This window comes from Mucilaginibacter roseus, assembly GCF_021215455.1.
Taxonomy (GTDB): domain Bacteria; phylum Bacteroidota; class Bacteroidia; order Sphingobacteriales; family Sphingobacteriaceae; genus Mucilaginibacter; species Mucilaginibacter roseus.
Map to the genome: position 1 here is coordinate 283,228 of NZ_JAJPWV010000003.1, position 15,501 is coordinate 298,728.

The window sequence follows — 15,501 nt, forward strand, 5'->3', positions numbered from 1 at the left end:
ATTTGCGTTGTTATTTCCAGCTTTTAAGAAAAGGCAAAAGCGACATACTTACGGTCAGGTAAGGGACCGTTCCGCCGTTAGTTCTGAAAAAGTAATCGCTGGTTTTAGCGTCATGCTCAAACATGGTAGAGCGGGCCAGGGTGTACATTCCGCCGCTGATGCCAATAACCAGTTTTCTTGTTAGCATATATTCCAATGTCAAGCCTGTTCGCAAGTCGATAGTAGAGTAAATTGCATTTTGTGGCAGTGATGCCTGCTCTAGGTCAAAAAAATAGAGGTTACCGCCCAGCTCGCTGCCCATGGATGCCCAGCTTTTTCTGGACAGTTGTTTTCTGAGCGCAACACGGCTTGGCATATCAATAAACAAATCGAGGTTACTGTTCTTGTAATGATGCCAGTAACTTACAAAAGGTACCACCGGCGCAACCGACGATGGATCGATGACCACCGCAAGACCAACAGCCCAGGATGATGTAGGCGTTCTGCTCACCGAATACACTACGTTGCCAATGTAATTGAGCCTTTTAATTGAAGAAAACTCATTAGTCAACCCCGACAAACTGCCTGAATAGCTGATAGGGCGATTAAACAAACTATCTAACCGGGTGAATGATACGGTAAAGCCAACGGTCTGCTTGGTCAGGCTTTGATCAACCGCAGCGAAATCAGGCTGATAGCTTTTAACATCTCTCGTTGTAAAATTAATTTGTTGGTAGCTGATGGTTCCGGCAACTACGTTTTTACCAAACTGTGCAAGCGGGATATTGAAATTCGAGCGTATTCTGGTAATATTGGTTTTTCCTTCAAACAGATTGCTGCCGTTAAGTTCGCCCTTTACCCGCCGGCTGCCGATCATATCTACCGCGAACGCCCCCTGCCTTAACATCGGATATTTGGTGGCATAATCGCCCAAAGCCGCGAGTTTTATCGAGTCGATCTTCCGTTTCATTGCCACCTCTTTAGGCAATTGCGCAAGGGATGATTTAAAAATGAGACAGGCGAAAATGATGTGTAGAAAGGATTGAGTTTTCATTGTGAGTATGGCAAAAAAAGGTCAAAGCGCGGCCATGTGCAGGCCTGCGGGTGTTCCGCAGGCACATGCATTAGCTGGTTATATTAATTGTTACTTAGTGGGCTTCTAAAAGCAATTGCCCGTTATCAGGTTTCTTCTTTTTAAACCGAAGCAAAAGGTTTTCTATGATGAGGTACATAGCCGGTACAACAAAAAGCGTAAGAATCATGGAGCTGGTAAGGCCGCCTATGATAACCCAGGCCATGCCGTTCTTAATTTCGGCACCGGCACCGCTGGCTATGGCAATGGGCAGCATACCTAAAATCATGGCCAGGGTGGTCATCAATATTGGTCGCAAACGTTCTTTACCGGCCTCTATCAAGGCTTCTTTAACCGGGCGGCCTTCCGCTTTAAGCTGGTTGGTAAAATCCACAATCAGGATGGCGTTTTTAGCAACCAAACCCAACAGCATAATAACACCAATCAGTGAGAATATATTTAGGGTTTGCATGGTGAGCGCAAGCGCCAATAAAGCCCCTACCAATGCAACCGGTATAGAGAATAATACTACGAAAGGATAAACAGCATTTTCATACAAGGCTACCATGATGAGGTAAACCAATACAATGGCAACACCCAATGCAAAAAACAAGCTTCCAAAGGCATCAGCCTGATTTTTGGCATCACCTAAAAATTCTACTGATACTCCCTCCGGCAATTTCACCTGTGTTAATTTTTTCTTAATATCATCCGTAACTGAGCCCGACGGCCTGCCGGCCACGTAGGAATTTACGGTGATTGAGCCCAGCCGGTCGATACGCTGGAGCGCGCTCTCACCCAAGCCTTCTTTAACATCAGCAAACTGGCTTAGCACAAATGTTTGCCCATTAGCGTTGGTAAATGCCAGGTTGCGCACGTTGTTAATATCAGAGCGATCGTATTTATCCAAACTAATCAGAATGTCGTACTCGTTGCCTGCTTCCTTAAACTTACTGTTATCATTACCTGAGAAAGCGTTTTGTAACGCCGTACCTACCTGGCTGGCATCTATCCCTAACAGGGTCATTTTATCGCGGTTCAGGTTTACCTCCACCTGGGGTTTCTGATCTTTAACGGAAAGCTGAACAAAGCGGGTACCCGGTACCGTGGCCACAATCTGTTTATAATCTTCAGCCACTTGCCTTACCTTTTTTAGGTCGACACCCTTAACAGCGATCTGGATAGGCGCCTGGTTAGGCCCGCCGGTAATTGATGTTGGCGCCGAAGTAACTTTTACCCCTGGGATAACCGCGCTTAGCTTTTTTTGCAGAATGCCGCCAAACTCCTCGGCGGTAACGTTACGCTCTTTCTTGTCGACCATGGTTACCGTAATTTCGGCCAGGTTGCTGTTGTTTGATGTACCGGCCACACTACCGCTTATAAAACCAATGCTCGAGAAAACACGGGTAACTTCCGGCTGCTTCATAATCATCTTTTCAGCCTCCTGTGTAACCATGTTGGTTTGATAAATTGATGCTGACGGCGCAAGTTCCAGGTTAATAAGCAGTTCGCCCTGGTCAGCAGATGGAATGAACGCCGCGCCGATAAAACCGGCAGGCACCAAAGCTATGGAACCGATAATCAAAACAATAACGCCCGATAACAACCAGCGCTTTTTTACCAAAACAACTTTTAGCAGCTTGGCATAGTCCTCTTTCAGCACATCTATAAAATGTTCGAAACCTAAATTCAGCCGTCCCCATAAAGTTTTCCTATTCAATTCCTCTACCTTACCAAATTTGGCGGCAAGCATGGGCGTTACGGTGAAAGACACAAACAAACTCATCAGCGTTGAAAAAACGACTACCAGCGAAAACTCCTGCAGCAACGAGCCTATAATACCACCGGCAAAAGAGATGGGCAGGAACACCACCACGTCAACCAGGGTAATAGCCAACGCTGTAAAGCCAATTTCAGAGCGGCCCTCAAGCGCGGCCTTTTCTTTATCCGAACCCATTTCGAGGTGACGATAAATATTTTCGAGCACTACAATAGAGTCGTCAACCAAAATACCTACCACAAGCGACATGGCCATCAACGTCATCAAGTTAAGCGAAAAGCCCAGGGCGTACATGGCGATAAAGGTGGGGATGATTGACGATGGCAGTGCCACCAGCACGAACATGGAACTACGGAAACTATGCAGAAACGCAAGCATCACAATGCCTACTATTACTACGGCAAGCCCCAGGTCTTCCATTACCGCATCGGCAGATTTGAGGGTATAAACACTTTGATCAGAAGACACCGTAAATTTCAAACCGGCGTTTTTGTATTGCGCCTCAATCTGTGCAAATTCCTCTTTTACCAGCTCGCTCACATCCACCGCGTTGGCATCGGTTTGCTTAATGATCTGCACGCCGATAGACGGTATGCCGTTGATGTGGTTTATGGCAGTAGTTTTTGAAGTAGCATCTACCACCTCGGCAACATCCCTTACATAAACGCTACCGCCCCCCGGCCGCTGCTGCACAATAACGTTACGGATCTGCTCGGTTGTGGTTACGTTGGCATCAAAACGGATGGATTGCTGCTCGTTCTGCGTTTCAATACTGCCCGCCGGAAACGACTGGTTGGCATTGTTAATGGCATTGGTTAATTGCGCTATACCCAGGCCATAAGCCTTCATTTTATCCTGATCGATGTTAACCTGTATTTCCCGCTCATCGCCGCCAATGATATTAACCTGCCCTACCCCGGCTACGTTTTGCAGCAATGGCAGCAGTTGTTTATCAACAAAATCATAAAGCTCCTTAGGTGATTGCTTAGATGTAACCCCGGCTTTAATAACCGGCGCATCTTCCAGGTTTATTTTATTTACAATCGGTTTGTCAACATTATCAGGCAGGTCGTTCTGTATCTGATCCGCCTTGCGCTGAATGTTCCGCTCGGCCTGATCTATATCTGTACCGGCCTTTAGTTGTATAACTACGCTTGAAAATCCTTCCTGAGAGGTAGAGTTTATTTTATCCAAACCTTCTACTGATGAAAAAGCGTCTTCCAGTTTTTTAGTTACGGATGTTTCCACCTCAGCCGCCGCTGCACCGGGATATATTGTACTCACCGATACCGTTGGCACCTCTATTTTAGGTAGCAGGTTGTAGTTAAGGCTAAAGTATGACCGCGCACCAAATATAAACAGCACCGTGAATATTACGATGATTAGCAGGGGCCGCTTAACGGCAATTTCTGTTATTGACATGGTTACTGTATTATTTTGAGATAGACACTGGAGAGCCGTCCTTTAAATTAATTTGTCCGGATGTAACAACGGTTTCACCGGCTTTAATACCGCTCATGATCTGTATCATACCGTTTTGTTCGATACCTGTGCGAACTGGTTTCAAATGCGCTACATTGTTTTCCACTACATATACTGATGCATCTTTTACACTTTGCACAATTGCGTCCCGCGGAACGAACAATACATTTTGGGTGGTTTTTCTTGAAAAATCAGCAGTAACAAACGTACCCGAACGGAGCGGATTGCTTTCGTTGTTTGCAGCGGTAACTTCAACCCGATAGTTATGCGTTTCATCCGCCTGCGGACTTATAAAAGTGATCTTACCCATAAATACATTATCCGGATTAACATCTGTACTGATCTTAACGGTTTGTCCTTGCTTTACCTGGTATACCTCGGCCTCGGTAAGATTTATCTGCACCTTCGCTTGCGACAGGTTAACGATTGTTGCTATCTGCGTACCGGTATTGGCATATACCCCTTGCTCTACCAGTTTTTCAGAAATGGTACCGCTGGTTGGCGCCTTTACGGCTGCATCGGCAATTTGCTTTTTTATCTGGCTTACCTGGTTGGCCGCATCAAGGTAATTCTGGTTTATTTCATTCACCTTTTCCTGCGTTGCGGCCTGCCCCTGTAACAGTTCGGTATAAGTTTCGAGGTCGCGGCGTAGTTTAGCCGCGTTGCTTTGCGCTTTTTGCAAATCGAGCTGCGCGATACGGGTATCCATCACGGCCAATACTTGTCCTTCGGTAACATGATCGCCCAAATTAAACCGCAACTGCTGTATAGTACCGTTGGTAGTTGATAGTACCTGAGCCTCCTTAAAAGGTGCCAACGAACCTGTCTTAACCAGATTTATTGCTTGCAACTGTTCTTTAGCCTGCGCTACTTTTACCGGTATGCGCACCACGCTATCCTGAACAGGTTTGTTTTTCTCGTTAAGTGCCTTTTTATTTGATGCCAGCCTGAAAACAATTAGTGCTAACAGGATAATTACAATAAGGCCGATGATATATTTACGTTTCATATAGGTTATAGTCCGTTGTAAAAGGTTTTTAAAGTGCCGCCGGCTTTCTCCATGTCCAGGCGCGCCTGGTAAAAGCTGTATAGCGAATTGAGGTAGTTGTTTTGTGCTTCTTTTATGGAGTTTTGCGCATTCAGCCAATCGGTAAGGTCGGTAACTCCTTTTTGAAATTGCAGGTCGGTTGTGCGAAACACCGATTGCGCCAGTTCAATATTACGTTTGTCGCTTTCCAGGTTACTTTGCGCTTTAACCAACTTAGTTCGGGCATTTTCATATTCTAACTGGTATTTACCTTCATCCAATTTCAAGTTTTCGGCCGCGTTCAGGCTTTTATATTTTGCCTGCGATACCTGCGCGTTGCGTTTAAAAAAATCAAACAGCGGGATAGTCAACTTCAAACCGATTGCCGAATAAGGATTAAGATCGGTTAAAGCAGGGCCGAGCGAACTACCGAAGCCCACGGCACCATAACGGGCATAACCGGTAAGCTTAGGCAATGCGCCGGCCTTTATACGCTGCTGATCAATATCAAGCAATTTGGCGTTGATCTCCGAGAGGCGATAATCCGTACGATTAGTAGCGGCGAATTGCTGACTGTTTGCATTTATATTTGACGGAACAGCAATATCCGCGCGGTTAGTAGAATCAATTAAAAGCTGGCTATTAATTGGATAACCCATATTATACTTCAGCTGATTTTCAGACAAGGTCAGGCTGCTCTCAGCTACCCGTATCTGCGAAACTGCATTGTTGTAATTAACCGTTACCTTATCAAGATCTTTTTTCAAGGTGACGCCTTTTTGAACTTGCAAGCCGGTAATATCCATCTGTTTACGGTAAGTTTGCAAATTCTCCCGCAGCAAACGCAACTGCTCGCGATATACAAATATCTGATAGTAGGCGTTGCTGATATTGAAAATGATCACTTCCTGATTTTGCTGCAGGTTTAGCTCGGCTTGCTGCCGGTTAAATTTATTAGCCTTTAAGCCCGTAAGCAGTGATTGATCGTAAATAGTTTGATCGAGCTGCGCAACACCATTGGCATTATACTTTTGTGTGAAAGCTACACGCAGTGGCTCCGGGCCAAATATGCCTGCCGGGATGATGGATTGCTGCACCTTCAGGTTATCATCCAGGGTACCTGTAACACTTACCTTGGGGAGGTAGTCGGCCAGTGCTTCTTTGGCCTGTGCATCGGCGGCCCTTTTTTCGTTTTCGTAAACGGTGTTACTCCGGTTGTTTTTCAAACCATAATCAAGGCATTCTTTTAAACTCCATAACTGCTGCGCAAGCAGCTGTAATGGCAAAAGGCAGATTAAAGCGAGTAAAATATTTTTTTTCGTCATGCTGCGTCAATTACAAGTGCCTGCCTGTGCGGGCATTCTTTAACATTTTGCTGCAAAACTATCGCCTTTTTTTGTAGAACTGCTTTTGGGCGAATGAAATGGACAAAAACGTAAATGAAATGGACACCATGAATTACTACAATGCCGGGGCGCTTTCAGTTTTGTTCTTTTTTAGCATAGGACGCTTACAATACCCTATTGTTCAATCCATTTCAGGAATGACTGCGCCTTTACTTTGCCGATGATAATCTTTTCGGGCGGGGTAATTTGCGACACCACGTACAACTTACGGTTAAAGTAATGCTCAATATTTTGCACCGTATTACGGTTGATGATAAACTGCCGGTTGGCCCTGAAAAATTGTGCCGGGTTAAGCATTAGCTCAAGCTGTTCAATAGTATATTGCACCGGGTAGCTTTTATCATTACCTACATAAATCTGTACCGATCTGCCGGAAGCATAGATGAAATGGATATCCGAGACCTTTATGGGAATAATCTGATCGCGGTAATGTACTAACAGGTTCTGCTTGTACGCCGGATCCATTTGATTAAGCACCCGGTTCAGGTTTTGCGTGTATGCTGCGCTGGCAATTAAATGCTCTTTAAAACGATTATATTTTTCGAGGCTGCGGGCCAGTGTTTCCTCTTCAACCGGTTTTAACAGGTAGTCAATACTGTTTGATTCAAAGGCACGGATGGCATACTCATCAAAAGCGGTGCAAAAAATCACCGGCGCCTCGGTTTTCACTTCCCTGAATATCTCGAAGCTCAAACCATCACCCAACTGAATGTCCGAAAAAATAAGCTCAGGCGCCGGATTGCCCTTTAACCAGGCAATAGCCGCCGCAACCGAAGTAAGCGTAGCTTCTACCTGTATGGCATCATCCAGATTTTGCAGCATACGCTCCAGCTCACGGGCTGTTTTTATCTCATCTTCAATTATAATTACTTTCATGCTCTCATCAGCGGTAAAGTCACGCTAAATTGTTCGCTATCCTTACTAACCTCAACAGTTTTTTGCATCAGCAGTTTATAGCGTTCGCTTATATTATTAATGCCGGTACCGGTACCCTCTTCAGGCACTTTTTTGAGCTGCAGGTTATTGGTGATAATGAGTGCGGGCGTATTATTTGCCTGTATATTAATTTGCAGGGGGCGCTCAGGTGATACTGAGTTATGCTTGATGGCGTTCTCAATCAACAACTGTACAGACAGTGGTGGTATCATCATTTCCAAAAACTCATCCGGAACGTTTATACTTACCTGTAACGATTCTTCGTACCGGGTTGTCATGATGTAAAGGTATGAACGTATAAAACTCAGCTCCTCTTTAAGCGGTGTTAAGTAGTGGCGATTGTAATTAAGCACATACCGGTAAACTGCCGATAGCTGTATAATATAATCCTTGGTTGGTTGTTCGCTTGTTAAGGTTTTAAGCGTGCTGAGGGAGTTGAAAAGAAAGTGCGGACTGATTTGCTGTTGCAGCGATAGTAGCTGCGCACGCAAATGCGCCTGCTCCAATATTTCGTTTTGAAGGCGTGTATTTTGCAGCGCGCTGTTGGTGTATACGCTGTAAAATACTACGTATGATATCAGGCTGGCCAGAAAAGCCCCTATGTAATGTATAGCAAAATCAGATACGTTATCATAACCAACCTGGGTATCATTAAGTCTGTTTAAAGGAAAAATCAGGTAATAGATATATGCGAAAACGACCGTAACTAACGAAGCCAAAAATATACCTACAACATGCTTAAACCGTGTATTAAGCCAGTTGTGCTCATTAAGCAAAAAGTAACCTTGTATAAGCCAACAAACCAAAAGCGTTAAGCCAAGCTGACACACATACAGCAGATATTCCCACCAGCGCACCTCGTACAGTCGCTCATTACGAAGCAGCAGTGCCAGCAAGGTTGCACTGGTCAGCACTCCGGTGAGGATAAAGTACCATTTGAAAAAGTAGCTTTTGAACATCGGGTAAAGATATTATAATTCCAAACCTACAGCCATTACCCGGCTTATTATGGACAAATAAGGTAATGAAATGGACAGCGATTGCAATGATGATACTTTACCCCCCTTCGTTTTCCGTCGTGTTGGACACTACATTCCGCTTTATGGACACGCTGAAGCCTGAACGATGACGGAACTTTGTAACCTAAACAAATACAAATATGAAAACAGTTAATTTGGGCAGCCAGGGACTGGTAGTACCACAAATAGGCTTGGGTTGCATGGGCATGACCTCGATGAATGGCTGGGATATTTACGGAAAAGCCGACGAGGCCGAAGCCATTGCGACTATACACCGCTCCTTTGAATTGGGCGGAAACTTTTTAGATACAGCCGATCTGTACGGACCTGAACTAAACGAAAGGCTGATTGCCAAAGCTATTAACGGCGAGCGGGACAAATATATAATTGCCACTAAATTTGGATTTGAGATTGATGACAACAGCCAATTAACCTGGAATTATAACGGATCAAAGGCTTACGTTAAAAAAGCGGCTGAACGTTCACTTAAAAATCTGAATACGGATTACATTGACCTGTATTACCTGCACCGCCTTGATCCGAACACACCTATTGAGGAAACAGTTGAAGCCATGGCTGAGTTGGTTAAAGAGGGAAAAGTAAAATACATCGGCCTATCCGAAGTGTCATCAGCCACTATACGCAAGGCACACGCGGTGCACCCACTAACAGCGGTACAAACAGAATATTCATTATTTGAGCGTGATGTTGAGGAAGCCGGCATTACGAATACCTTAGCCGAGCTGGGCATCAGCCTGGTCGCCTATTCACCACTTGGCAGGGGCTTTTTAACCGGCGACCTGAAAAGCCCGGATGATTTCGCTGCTGATGATTTCCGCAGAAACATACCGCGTTTCCAGGGCGATCAATTCTACAAAAACCTGGAGCTGGTAAATGCCATTAATGAGATGGCAAGCGAGAAGAATGTAACGCCATCGCAACTGGCCATTGCCTGGGTACTGGCAAAGGGACACGTACCCATACCCGGCACCAAGCGCGTTAAATACATTGAGCAAAACATTGCCGCTGCCGAAATCGTTTTAAGCAGTCAGGAGATTGACCGATTGGAATCAATTGTACCATTAGGTACAAGCACCGGCGACCGTTATGATGCCAACTCAATGAACAACATCGATAAATAATTATTTTTTCCGCAGGATGTATTTATGAACATCCTGCGGTTTATTATCTAAATTTACAGTACATGGATCATCATAAGCCATACGAGGTTAATTCCATTACCGATCACCGCCGCGTACTCTCATTACCCGCACCCGCACATCCGCTGATTGACGTTTTCCGGATGGAAGATGTCAGGCACAATCCCGACAAACGTTTCCGCACATTAATGCTGAATGTTTACTGTATTTCACTTAAAAAAAAGGTGCAGGGCAAGGTGAAATACGGCCAGGGCTATTATGATTATGATGAAGGACTGATGTCCTTTTTTGCACCGGGGCAAATAGTGGCCTCTGTACCTGAAAATCACCGGCTTGAAGGCTGGTGCGTTGCTTTTCATCCCGATTTTTTGAAAGGCCATCCGCTTGCTCGAAAAATTGAGAGCTACACCTTTTTCTCGTATGCCATTAATGAGGCGCTTTTTCTTTCGGAAAAGGAAGAAACGCTGATGAATGGCATAGCCAATAACATCCGGCAGGAACTGCAAACAGCTATTGATGGGCTGACTAATGAAGTACTCATTTCGCAACTGGAATTGCTGCTTCACTATAGCCAGCGTTTTTATCTACGGCAATTTCAAACACGCAAAACAGCACACCATCATCTGGTTAGCGAAGTTGAGAATTTATTAAACGCCTATTTTAATGATGACGACCTGCTTGTTGCGCAGGGTGTACCAACCGTTGCCTACCTGGCCGAAAGGCTTAACCGCTCCCCTAAATACCTGAGCGACCTGCTCAGAAGCGTTTCGGGCCGCAGCGCGCAGCAATACATCCAGGATCATTTGCTTGAAAAGGCCAAAACCTTACTTAGCAGCAGCGACCTCACCGTTGCAGAGATAGCCTATATGCTGGGCTTTGACTATCCGCAATCATTCAACAAACTCTTCAGGCGCAAAACAGATAAAACACCGCTGGTTTACCGCCAGTCGCTTAACTAAATTCGTGTTGTTAACATGACCGCGCCTGTCACAATTCACCCTGCAACTCGTCCTGTTAACACCTCACGCCGGTTGTTAATATGGTGTATGTTTGATATATGAAAAGCACCATCACCTTCCTGTCGCTCTTATGGTTATGCACGTTTGCATGCCTGGCGCAACCCAACGCATCAAAAGACAAAACTTTTGCAGTTAATTATTTAAAACAAACCGAAGCAGATGTACTCAACTCTGTTAAAGGCTTAAGCAAAGCCCAACTTAGCTTTAAACCCGACAGCAGCACCTGGAGTATTGAAGAATGCATAAAGCATATTGCCGCTTCAGAGAAAGAGCTGTGGGCGATGGTGGATGGGGCATTGAAAGCACCTGCCAACCCGGAGTTAAGAGCAAAGATAAAAGGAACAGACTCGGCGCTGGTTAAAGCGGTGGAAGACCGTTCTCACAAAGCAAAAACATTTGCCGCGCTCGAGCCCGCTAACTCGCCGTACAAAACAGTACCGGAGGCGCTGGCTGCCTTTAAAGAGAACCGAGAGAAGCTGATAACCTTTATACAAAGTGCTTCCGCGGATAATTTACGCAATCACGTATCAACTCTGCCTTTAGGCACTTTTGATGCGCAACAGCTAATATTATTGATAGCTGCGCATAGCAAACGCCATACTTCACAAATTAAAGAAGTGATAGCAAACCAGGCTTTTCCCAAGAAATAAAAAGAGGTTAAAGCGCTATTTCACCGGAATGAGTTTATCGTTGCCGAGATCATATTCAAACAGCTGACTGGTTTCGTCATCAACGTAAAGCCATTGCACTATGTTGCTGCCGTTGGTGCCAGGTACGGCAATGCCAATCATGGTGTATTGCCTACCTTCTCGTTCCTGCGATTCGAGGGAATAGTTTATAGCCTCTTTCGCTTTTATAGAGCGAAGCAATAGCTCCGTTTTAGTGGTAGCCAGGTAATACTCTACCAACTTATAAATTTTGTCGAGGTAGTATTCAGAAAAGCTTTCCTCGGGCGCCCAGGTATATTTTATTTGCCGGCCATAACTTTTTTTGAAAAGGGTTACAGGGCCGTCAGCAATTTTCCGGATCGAAATGATCCGTTTGGCCGGAACGGGGATTTCATCGTCGCCAGCCATCGTAATGTTATCATCTTTCCACAAAACTTCAATGGAGTCGCCGCGGTTCAGGCTCCGGTCTCCATCATCATTAATAAAAGAGATCGAACTATCGGCATGTTGTGCTAATAGGATAAAGTAATCTCCGTCGTCATTATAGTTCAGAAACCTGGCGTTAATGTATTTTGGCTGCTGGTTTACCGTCTCTTTGGGTGTCGAATCTTGTTTGGTTATGGTGTCGGCGGCACTGCTTGTCTTTTTATCAGTTTTTTGCTTGCAGGCAACAGCGCACATAAGCAATGAACATACGGTAACAAGTTTTAACATTTTCATCATTCTAACAATACCATTTGGCCTTTCTGATAACGAGCAGCTATGCGCGTTGAGCTCCCCCTTTTTTAGCAAACCACTCTGTCTTGGTAATGCAATAAACAAAGTTTTGTTTTGGCGCTTCACCAAAGTAACATACTTCCTGCTCTCCGGTTTTAACAGCGCCGAGGCGGCCAATGGCTATTTGAGAACGCAGGTTTTGTGCACCGATGTGAAAGAATACGCTATCGGCAAACTGAAATGCATAATCCAGCATCAGCGCCTTTACCTGCAGGTTTATCCCTTTGCCCCAATAAGCTGTGGCGTAAAAGGTATAACCAATAAATATGCTTCTCTCTTCTACGCTATAATCATAAAAGCGGGTACTGCCTATAGTTTCGCCGGTAGCTTTATCAACTATACGAAATGCGCCACCGCTTTGCAAAGCGCCTTCAAAAAAGTTGCGGAACACATCTTCCTTCCACCTGTCTTTATTGGGATGCTGCGCCCATATTGCGGGGTCTGCCGCTACATGATAGAGTGTTTGAAAGTCATCCTCTTTCAAAGGATAAAGTATCACCCTATCGTTTTCAAGAAGTGGTTGCAGGCCGATATCCGTTTTTAAAACTTTCTTCATCATGATATCCGTTTGCTCCTCGCCACCTAACCTGAAAATATGCTTATCAAAAGGCACAAAGCCGGTCTTTTCGTAAAAGCGGATGGCTCGCGGGTTTTGCTCCCAAACGCCAAGCCACACGTAATTGCATTTGAGGTCATGAGCCACCTGCATGGCTTTGTTATACAACAGTTGCCCTACTTTTTTACCATGATAAGTCGCCAAAACATAAATTCGCTCAATCTCCAGGGCGGTAACATCCTGAAGTTCGGTTTGTGCTTTACCGGTGTTTAGTTTCAGATACCCAATTACCTCACCGCCATGCATGGCAAAATAAAATTGAGAATCTGAATTGCTGATTTCCAGCATAAGCTTATCTATGGCAAAGCTCTTATCAAGGTATCTGGCAATGACTTCTTTGCTGTTACTATCAGTAAAAGTTTCTTCGAACGTTTGCCGGCCTATTTGCTGTAAAGTACGTATATCATCCGGGGTTGCCCTGGTAATCGTTATGTTATCCATTATATAATCTGCTGATTGCTTATATGCTTACAAATTTAACGCATGCAACCTTTTATTATCATCACCTATAGCCATATACTGAACAAACATTGCCAGTCGCGAAGTTGTTCAGCCTTTAAATATCATCAGCGAAGTAATTGAACAGCCAGATGAAATAAAGTGTAAAACATGAAGATAATCGATGCCCAACAAATAGCGGATATGGACAAACCCTACCGCACCGCGCTGATGAACAGCATTAGCGGCTACAAACCGCTTAACCTTTTAGGAACCATCAGCAGCGAGGGCAAGCCTAATTTATGCATTGTAAGTTCGGTATTCCATATGGGTTCAAACCCGCCGCTTCTGGGTATGGTTATCCGTCCGCAACGGCCACATAATGATAGTTTGAGTAATATTAAAGCTGTTGGCCAATACACTTTAAGCAACGTACAGGCTGATAGCTATCGCAATGCACACCAAACCAGCGCGAGTTATCCGTCAGGTATTTCTGAATTTAATGAATGTGGGTTCACTACTCATTATCATGAAGGCATTAAACCGCCTTTTGTAGCTGAATCGGCCATAAAGATTGCCTTGGAGCGCGCAGAAATAATAGATATAACACTTAACGGAACAACTATTGTAATCGGTAGAATAACAAATATTTTGGTTGACGATAATGTAATCCAACCTGACGGCAGCATTGACCATGTCACCGCCAAAACGGTTGCGGGCTCCGGGCTCGACAGCTACCTGCTACCTCAACTTTTAGAAAGGCTTACCTATGCCAAGCCCGGCACTACTCCGCAAACATTAAATTTTGATGAGAAATAACCCACAAGTTGCAACATTTTTGATACAAATGGGTTATTCTGTTTTTAGATACGTCCGATGTCAGATTTAGCCGTTCCGCACTCATCAAAATCAAAGGTTATGAGTTTCAGGGCTTCATTAGAGGCCCTGAATTTTTTTATGGCGGATATGCAGGCAGGCATCGGCCCGTTTCTTGGCATATTTCTATTGGCGCATCAATGGAAAAGCGGCCCCATCGGTACGGTAATGACCTTAGGCGGGGTAGCCGGGGTATTAGTAACCATACCCGCGGGCGCGCTTATTGATCAAACCCGGCATAAAAAACTGTTCGTAATTATACCGGGTATCTGCACGGTATTAGCTTCGTCTGTAATATTACTATCGCAAAACTTTTGGGTGGTAGGCCTATCGCAGGTAGCTACCGCTATTGCCGGGGCGGCCATAGTACCCGCGGTAATGGCCATTACCCTTGGGCTGGTCCATCAAAAAGGGTTTAACCGGCAAAACGGGCGCAACCAGGCATGGAACCATGCGGGCAATATGGTTGGGGCCGGCCTTTCAGGCTATTTGGGTATGATGTATGGTATGCCTGCCATATTTTATCTATCGGCATTTTTCGGACTTATCTCTATCATATCTGTAAGCCTGATACCTGCGTCAGCTATAGATGACCGTGCCGCCCGTGGAATGAAAGAGGGCGATACCCAAACCGGCGCCAACAGCTTTAAAACGCTGATTGAATGCAGGCCGCTATTATTGCTGGCGGCGGCTCTGGCTTGCTTTCACCTGGGTAACGGCGCTATGCTGCCGCTATACGGCATTGGCGCAGCCAGCCAGGGGCACGGCAATGCCTCCATGTTTGTTGCCATGACCATTGTTATTGCCCAACTGGTAATGATAGGCGCATCAATAATAGCCATGCGCATGGCCGATAAAAATGGCTATTGGCTGGTGTTGCTGTTATCATTCATTGCCCTGCCAATACGGGGTGTGGTAGCCGCGTACCTAAACTATCACATTGGTATTTACCCCGTTCAGGCGTTGGATGGTATTGGCGCAGGCTTACAAAGCGTTGCCGTACCGGGCCTGGTGGCTCAAATACTTAACGGAACCGGACGTATAAATGTAGGCCAGGGAGCGGTGATGACGGTGCAGGGCATTGGCGCGGCATTAAGCCCGGCTATAGGCGGCTGGCTGGCACAGGGCATGGGCTTTCAACCGGCATTCATGGTGTTGGGCAGCTTTGCAACTGTATCCATCATCATTTGGCTTTATTATCACAAAACACTGGGCTATGTTTGCGATCAGGATCATCTGCAATAAA

Annotated in this window: 13 protein-coding genes; 5 read left to right on the forward strand and 8 right to left on the reverse strand. The window is 45.2% G+C overall.

Annotated elements, in window-relative coordinates; translation table 11 throughout:
• Positions 1 to 10: 10 nt before the first annotated feature.
• From LT679_RS10355 to LT679_RS10380, 6 genes are all read right to left on the reverse strand, one after another.
• Entirely contained in the window at positions 11 to 1,033 is a 1,023-nt protein-coding gene (locus tag LT679_RS10355; RefSeq protein ID WP_232177459.1) for a DUF6268 family outer membrane beta-barrel protein, read from the reverse strand.
• Between the two features lie 94 nt (positions 1,034 to 1,127).
• Entirely contained in the window at positions 1,128 to 4,253 is a 3,126-nt protein-coding gene (locus LT679_RS10360; protein WP_232177461.1) for an efflux RND transporter permease subunit, read from the reverse strand.
• A gap of 10 nt (positions 4,254 to 4,263) precedes the next feature.
• Positions 4,264 to 5,322, reverse strand: a complete 1,059-nt coding sequence (locus LT679_RS10365) for an efflux RND transporter periplasmic adaptor subunit (RefSeq protein WP_232177463.1) — start codon at positions 5,320 to 5,322, stop codon at positions 4,264 to 4,266.
• A 5-nt stretch (positions 5,323 to 5,327) separates the two neighbouring features.
• Positions 5,328 to 6,665: a TolC family protein gene (locus LT679_RS10370; protein WP_232177465.1), complete on the reverse strand. Its 1,338-nt coding sequence runs from the start codon at positions 6,663 to 6,665 to the stop codon at positions 5,328 to 5,330.
• Between the two features lie 195 nt (positions 6,666 to 6,860).
• On the reverse strand, positions 6,861 to 7,622 hold the full coding sequence (locus LT679_RS10375) for a LytR/AlgR family response regulator transcription factor (RefSeq protein ID WP_232177467.1): 762 nt from the start codon (positions 7,620 to 7,622) through the stop codon (positions 6,861 to 6,863).
• Entirely contained in the window at positions 7,619 to 8,641 is a 1,023-nt protein-coding gene (locus tag LT679_RS10380; protein ID WP_232177468.1) for a sensor histidine kinase, read from the reverse strand. The genes LT679_RS10375 and LT679_RS10380 overlap by 4 nt, the downstream gene beginning before the upstream one ends.
• 200 nt (positions 8,642 to 8,841) lie before the next feature.
• Between LT679_RS10380 and LT679_RS10385 the strand changes: the two genes are divergently transcribed.
• The 3 genes from LT679_RS10385 (at position 8,842) to LT679_RS10395 (ending at position 11,530) form a co-directional block, all read left to right on the forward strand.
• The gene (locus tag LT679_RS10385; RefSeq protein ID WP_232177470.1) at positions 8,842 to 9,843 is read left to right on the forward strand and encodes an aldo/keto reductase; all 1,002 of its coding nucleotides are present in this window, start codon (positions 8,842 to 8,844) and stop codon (positions 9,841 to 9,843) included.
• Between the two features lie 62 nt (positions 9,844 to 9,905).
• A complete protein-coding gene (locus tag LT679_RS10390) occupies positions 9,906 to 10,820 on the forward strand; it encodes a helix-turn-helix domain-containing protein (RefSeq protein ID WP_232177472.1) in 915 nt (304 codons plus the stop codon).
• A 98-nt stretch (positions 10,821 to 10,918) separates the two neighbouring features.
• Entirely contained in the window at positions 10,919 to 11,530 is a 612-nt protein-coding gene (locus LT679_RS10395; RefSeq protein WP_232177474.1) for a DinB family protein, read from the forward strand.
• Positions 11,531 to 11,545: 15 nt separating this feature from the next.
• Here LT679_RS10395 and LT679_RS10400 read toward each other — a convergent pair whose 3' ends face one another.
• Both LT679_RS10400 and LT679_RS10405 read right to left on the reverse strand, forming a co-directional pair.
• A complete protein-coding gene (locus tag LT679_RS10400) occupies positions 11,546 to 12,262 on the reverse strand; it encodes a hypothetical protein (RefSeq protein WP_232177475.1) in 717 nt (238 codons plus the stop codon).
• 46 nt (positions 12,263 to 12,308) lie between these two features.
• Entirely contained in the window at positions 12,309 to 13,382 is a 1,074-nt protein-coding gene (locus LT679_RS10405) for a GNAT family N-acetyltransferase (RefSeq protein WP_232177476.1), read from the reverse strand.
• A 168-nt stretch (positions 13,383 to 13,550) separates the two neighbouring features.
• On the opposite strand from LT679_RS10405, the gene LT679_RS10410 reads away from it, so the two are divergent.
• Positions 13,551 to 14,198: a flavin reductase family protein gene (locus LT679_RS10410; protein ID WP_232177477.1), complete on the forward strand. Its 648-nt coding sequence runs from the start codon at positions 13,551 to 13,553 to the stop codon at positions 14,196 to 14,198.
• 57 nt (positions 14,199 to 14,255) lie between these two features.
• Positions 14,256 to 15,500, forward strand: a complete 1,245-nt coding sequence (locus LT679_RS10415; protein ID WP_232177479.1) for an MFS transporter — start codon at positions 14,256 to 14,258, stop codon at positions 15,498 to 15,500.
• Position 15,501 lies beyond the last annotated feature (1 nt).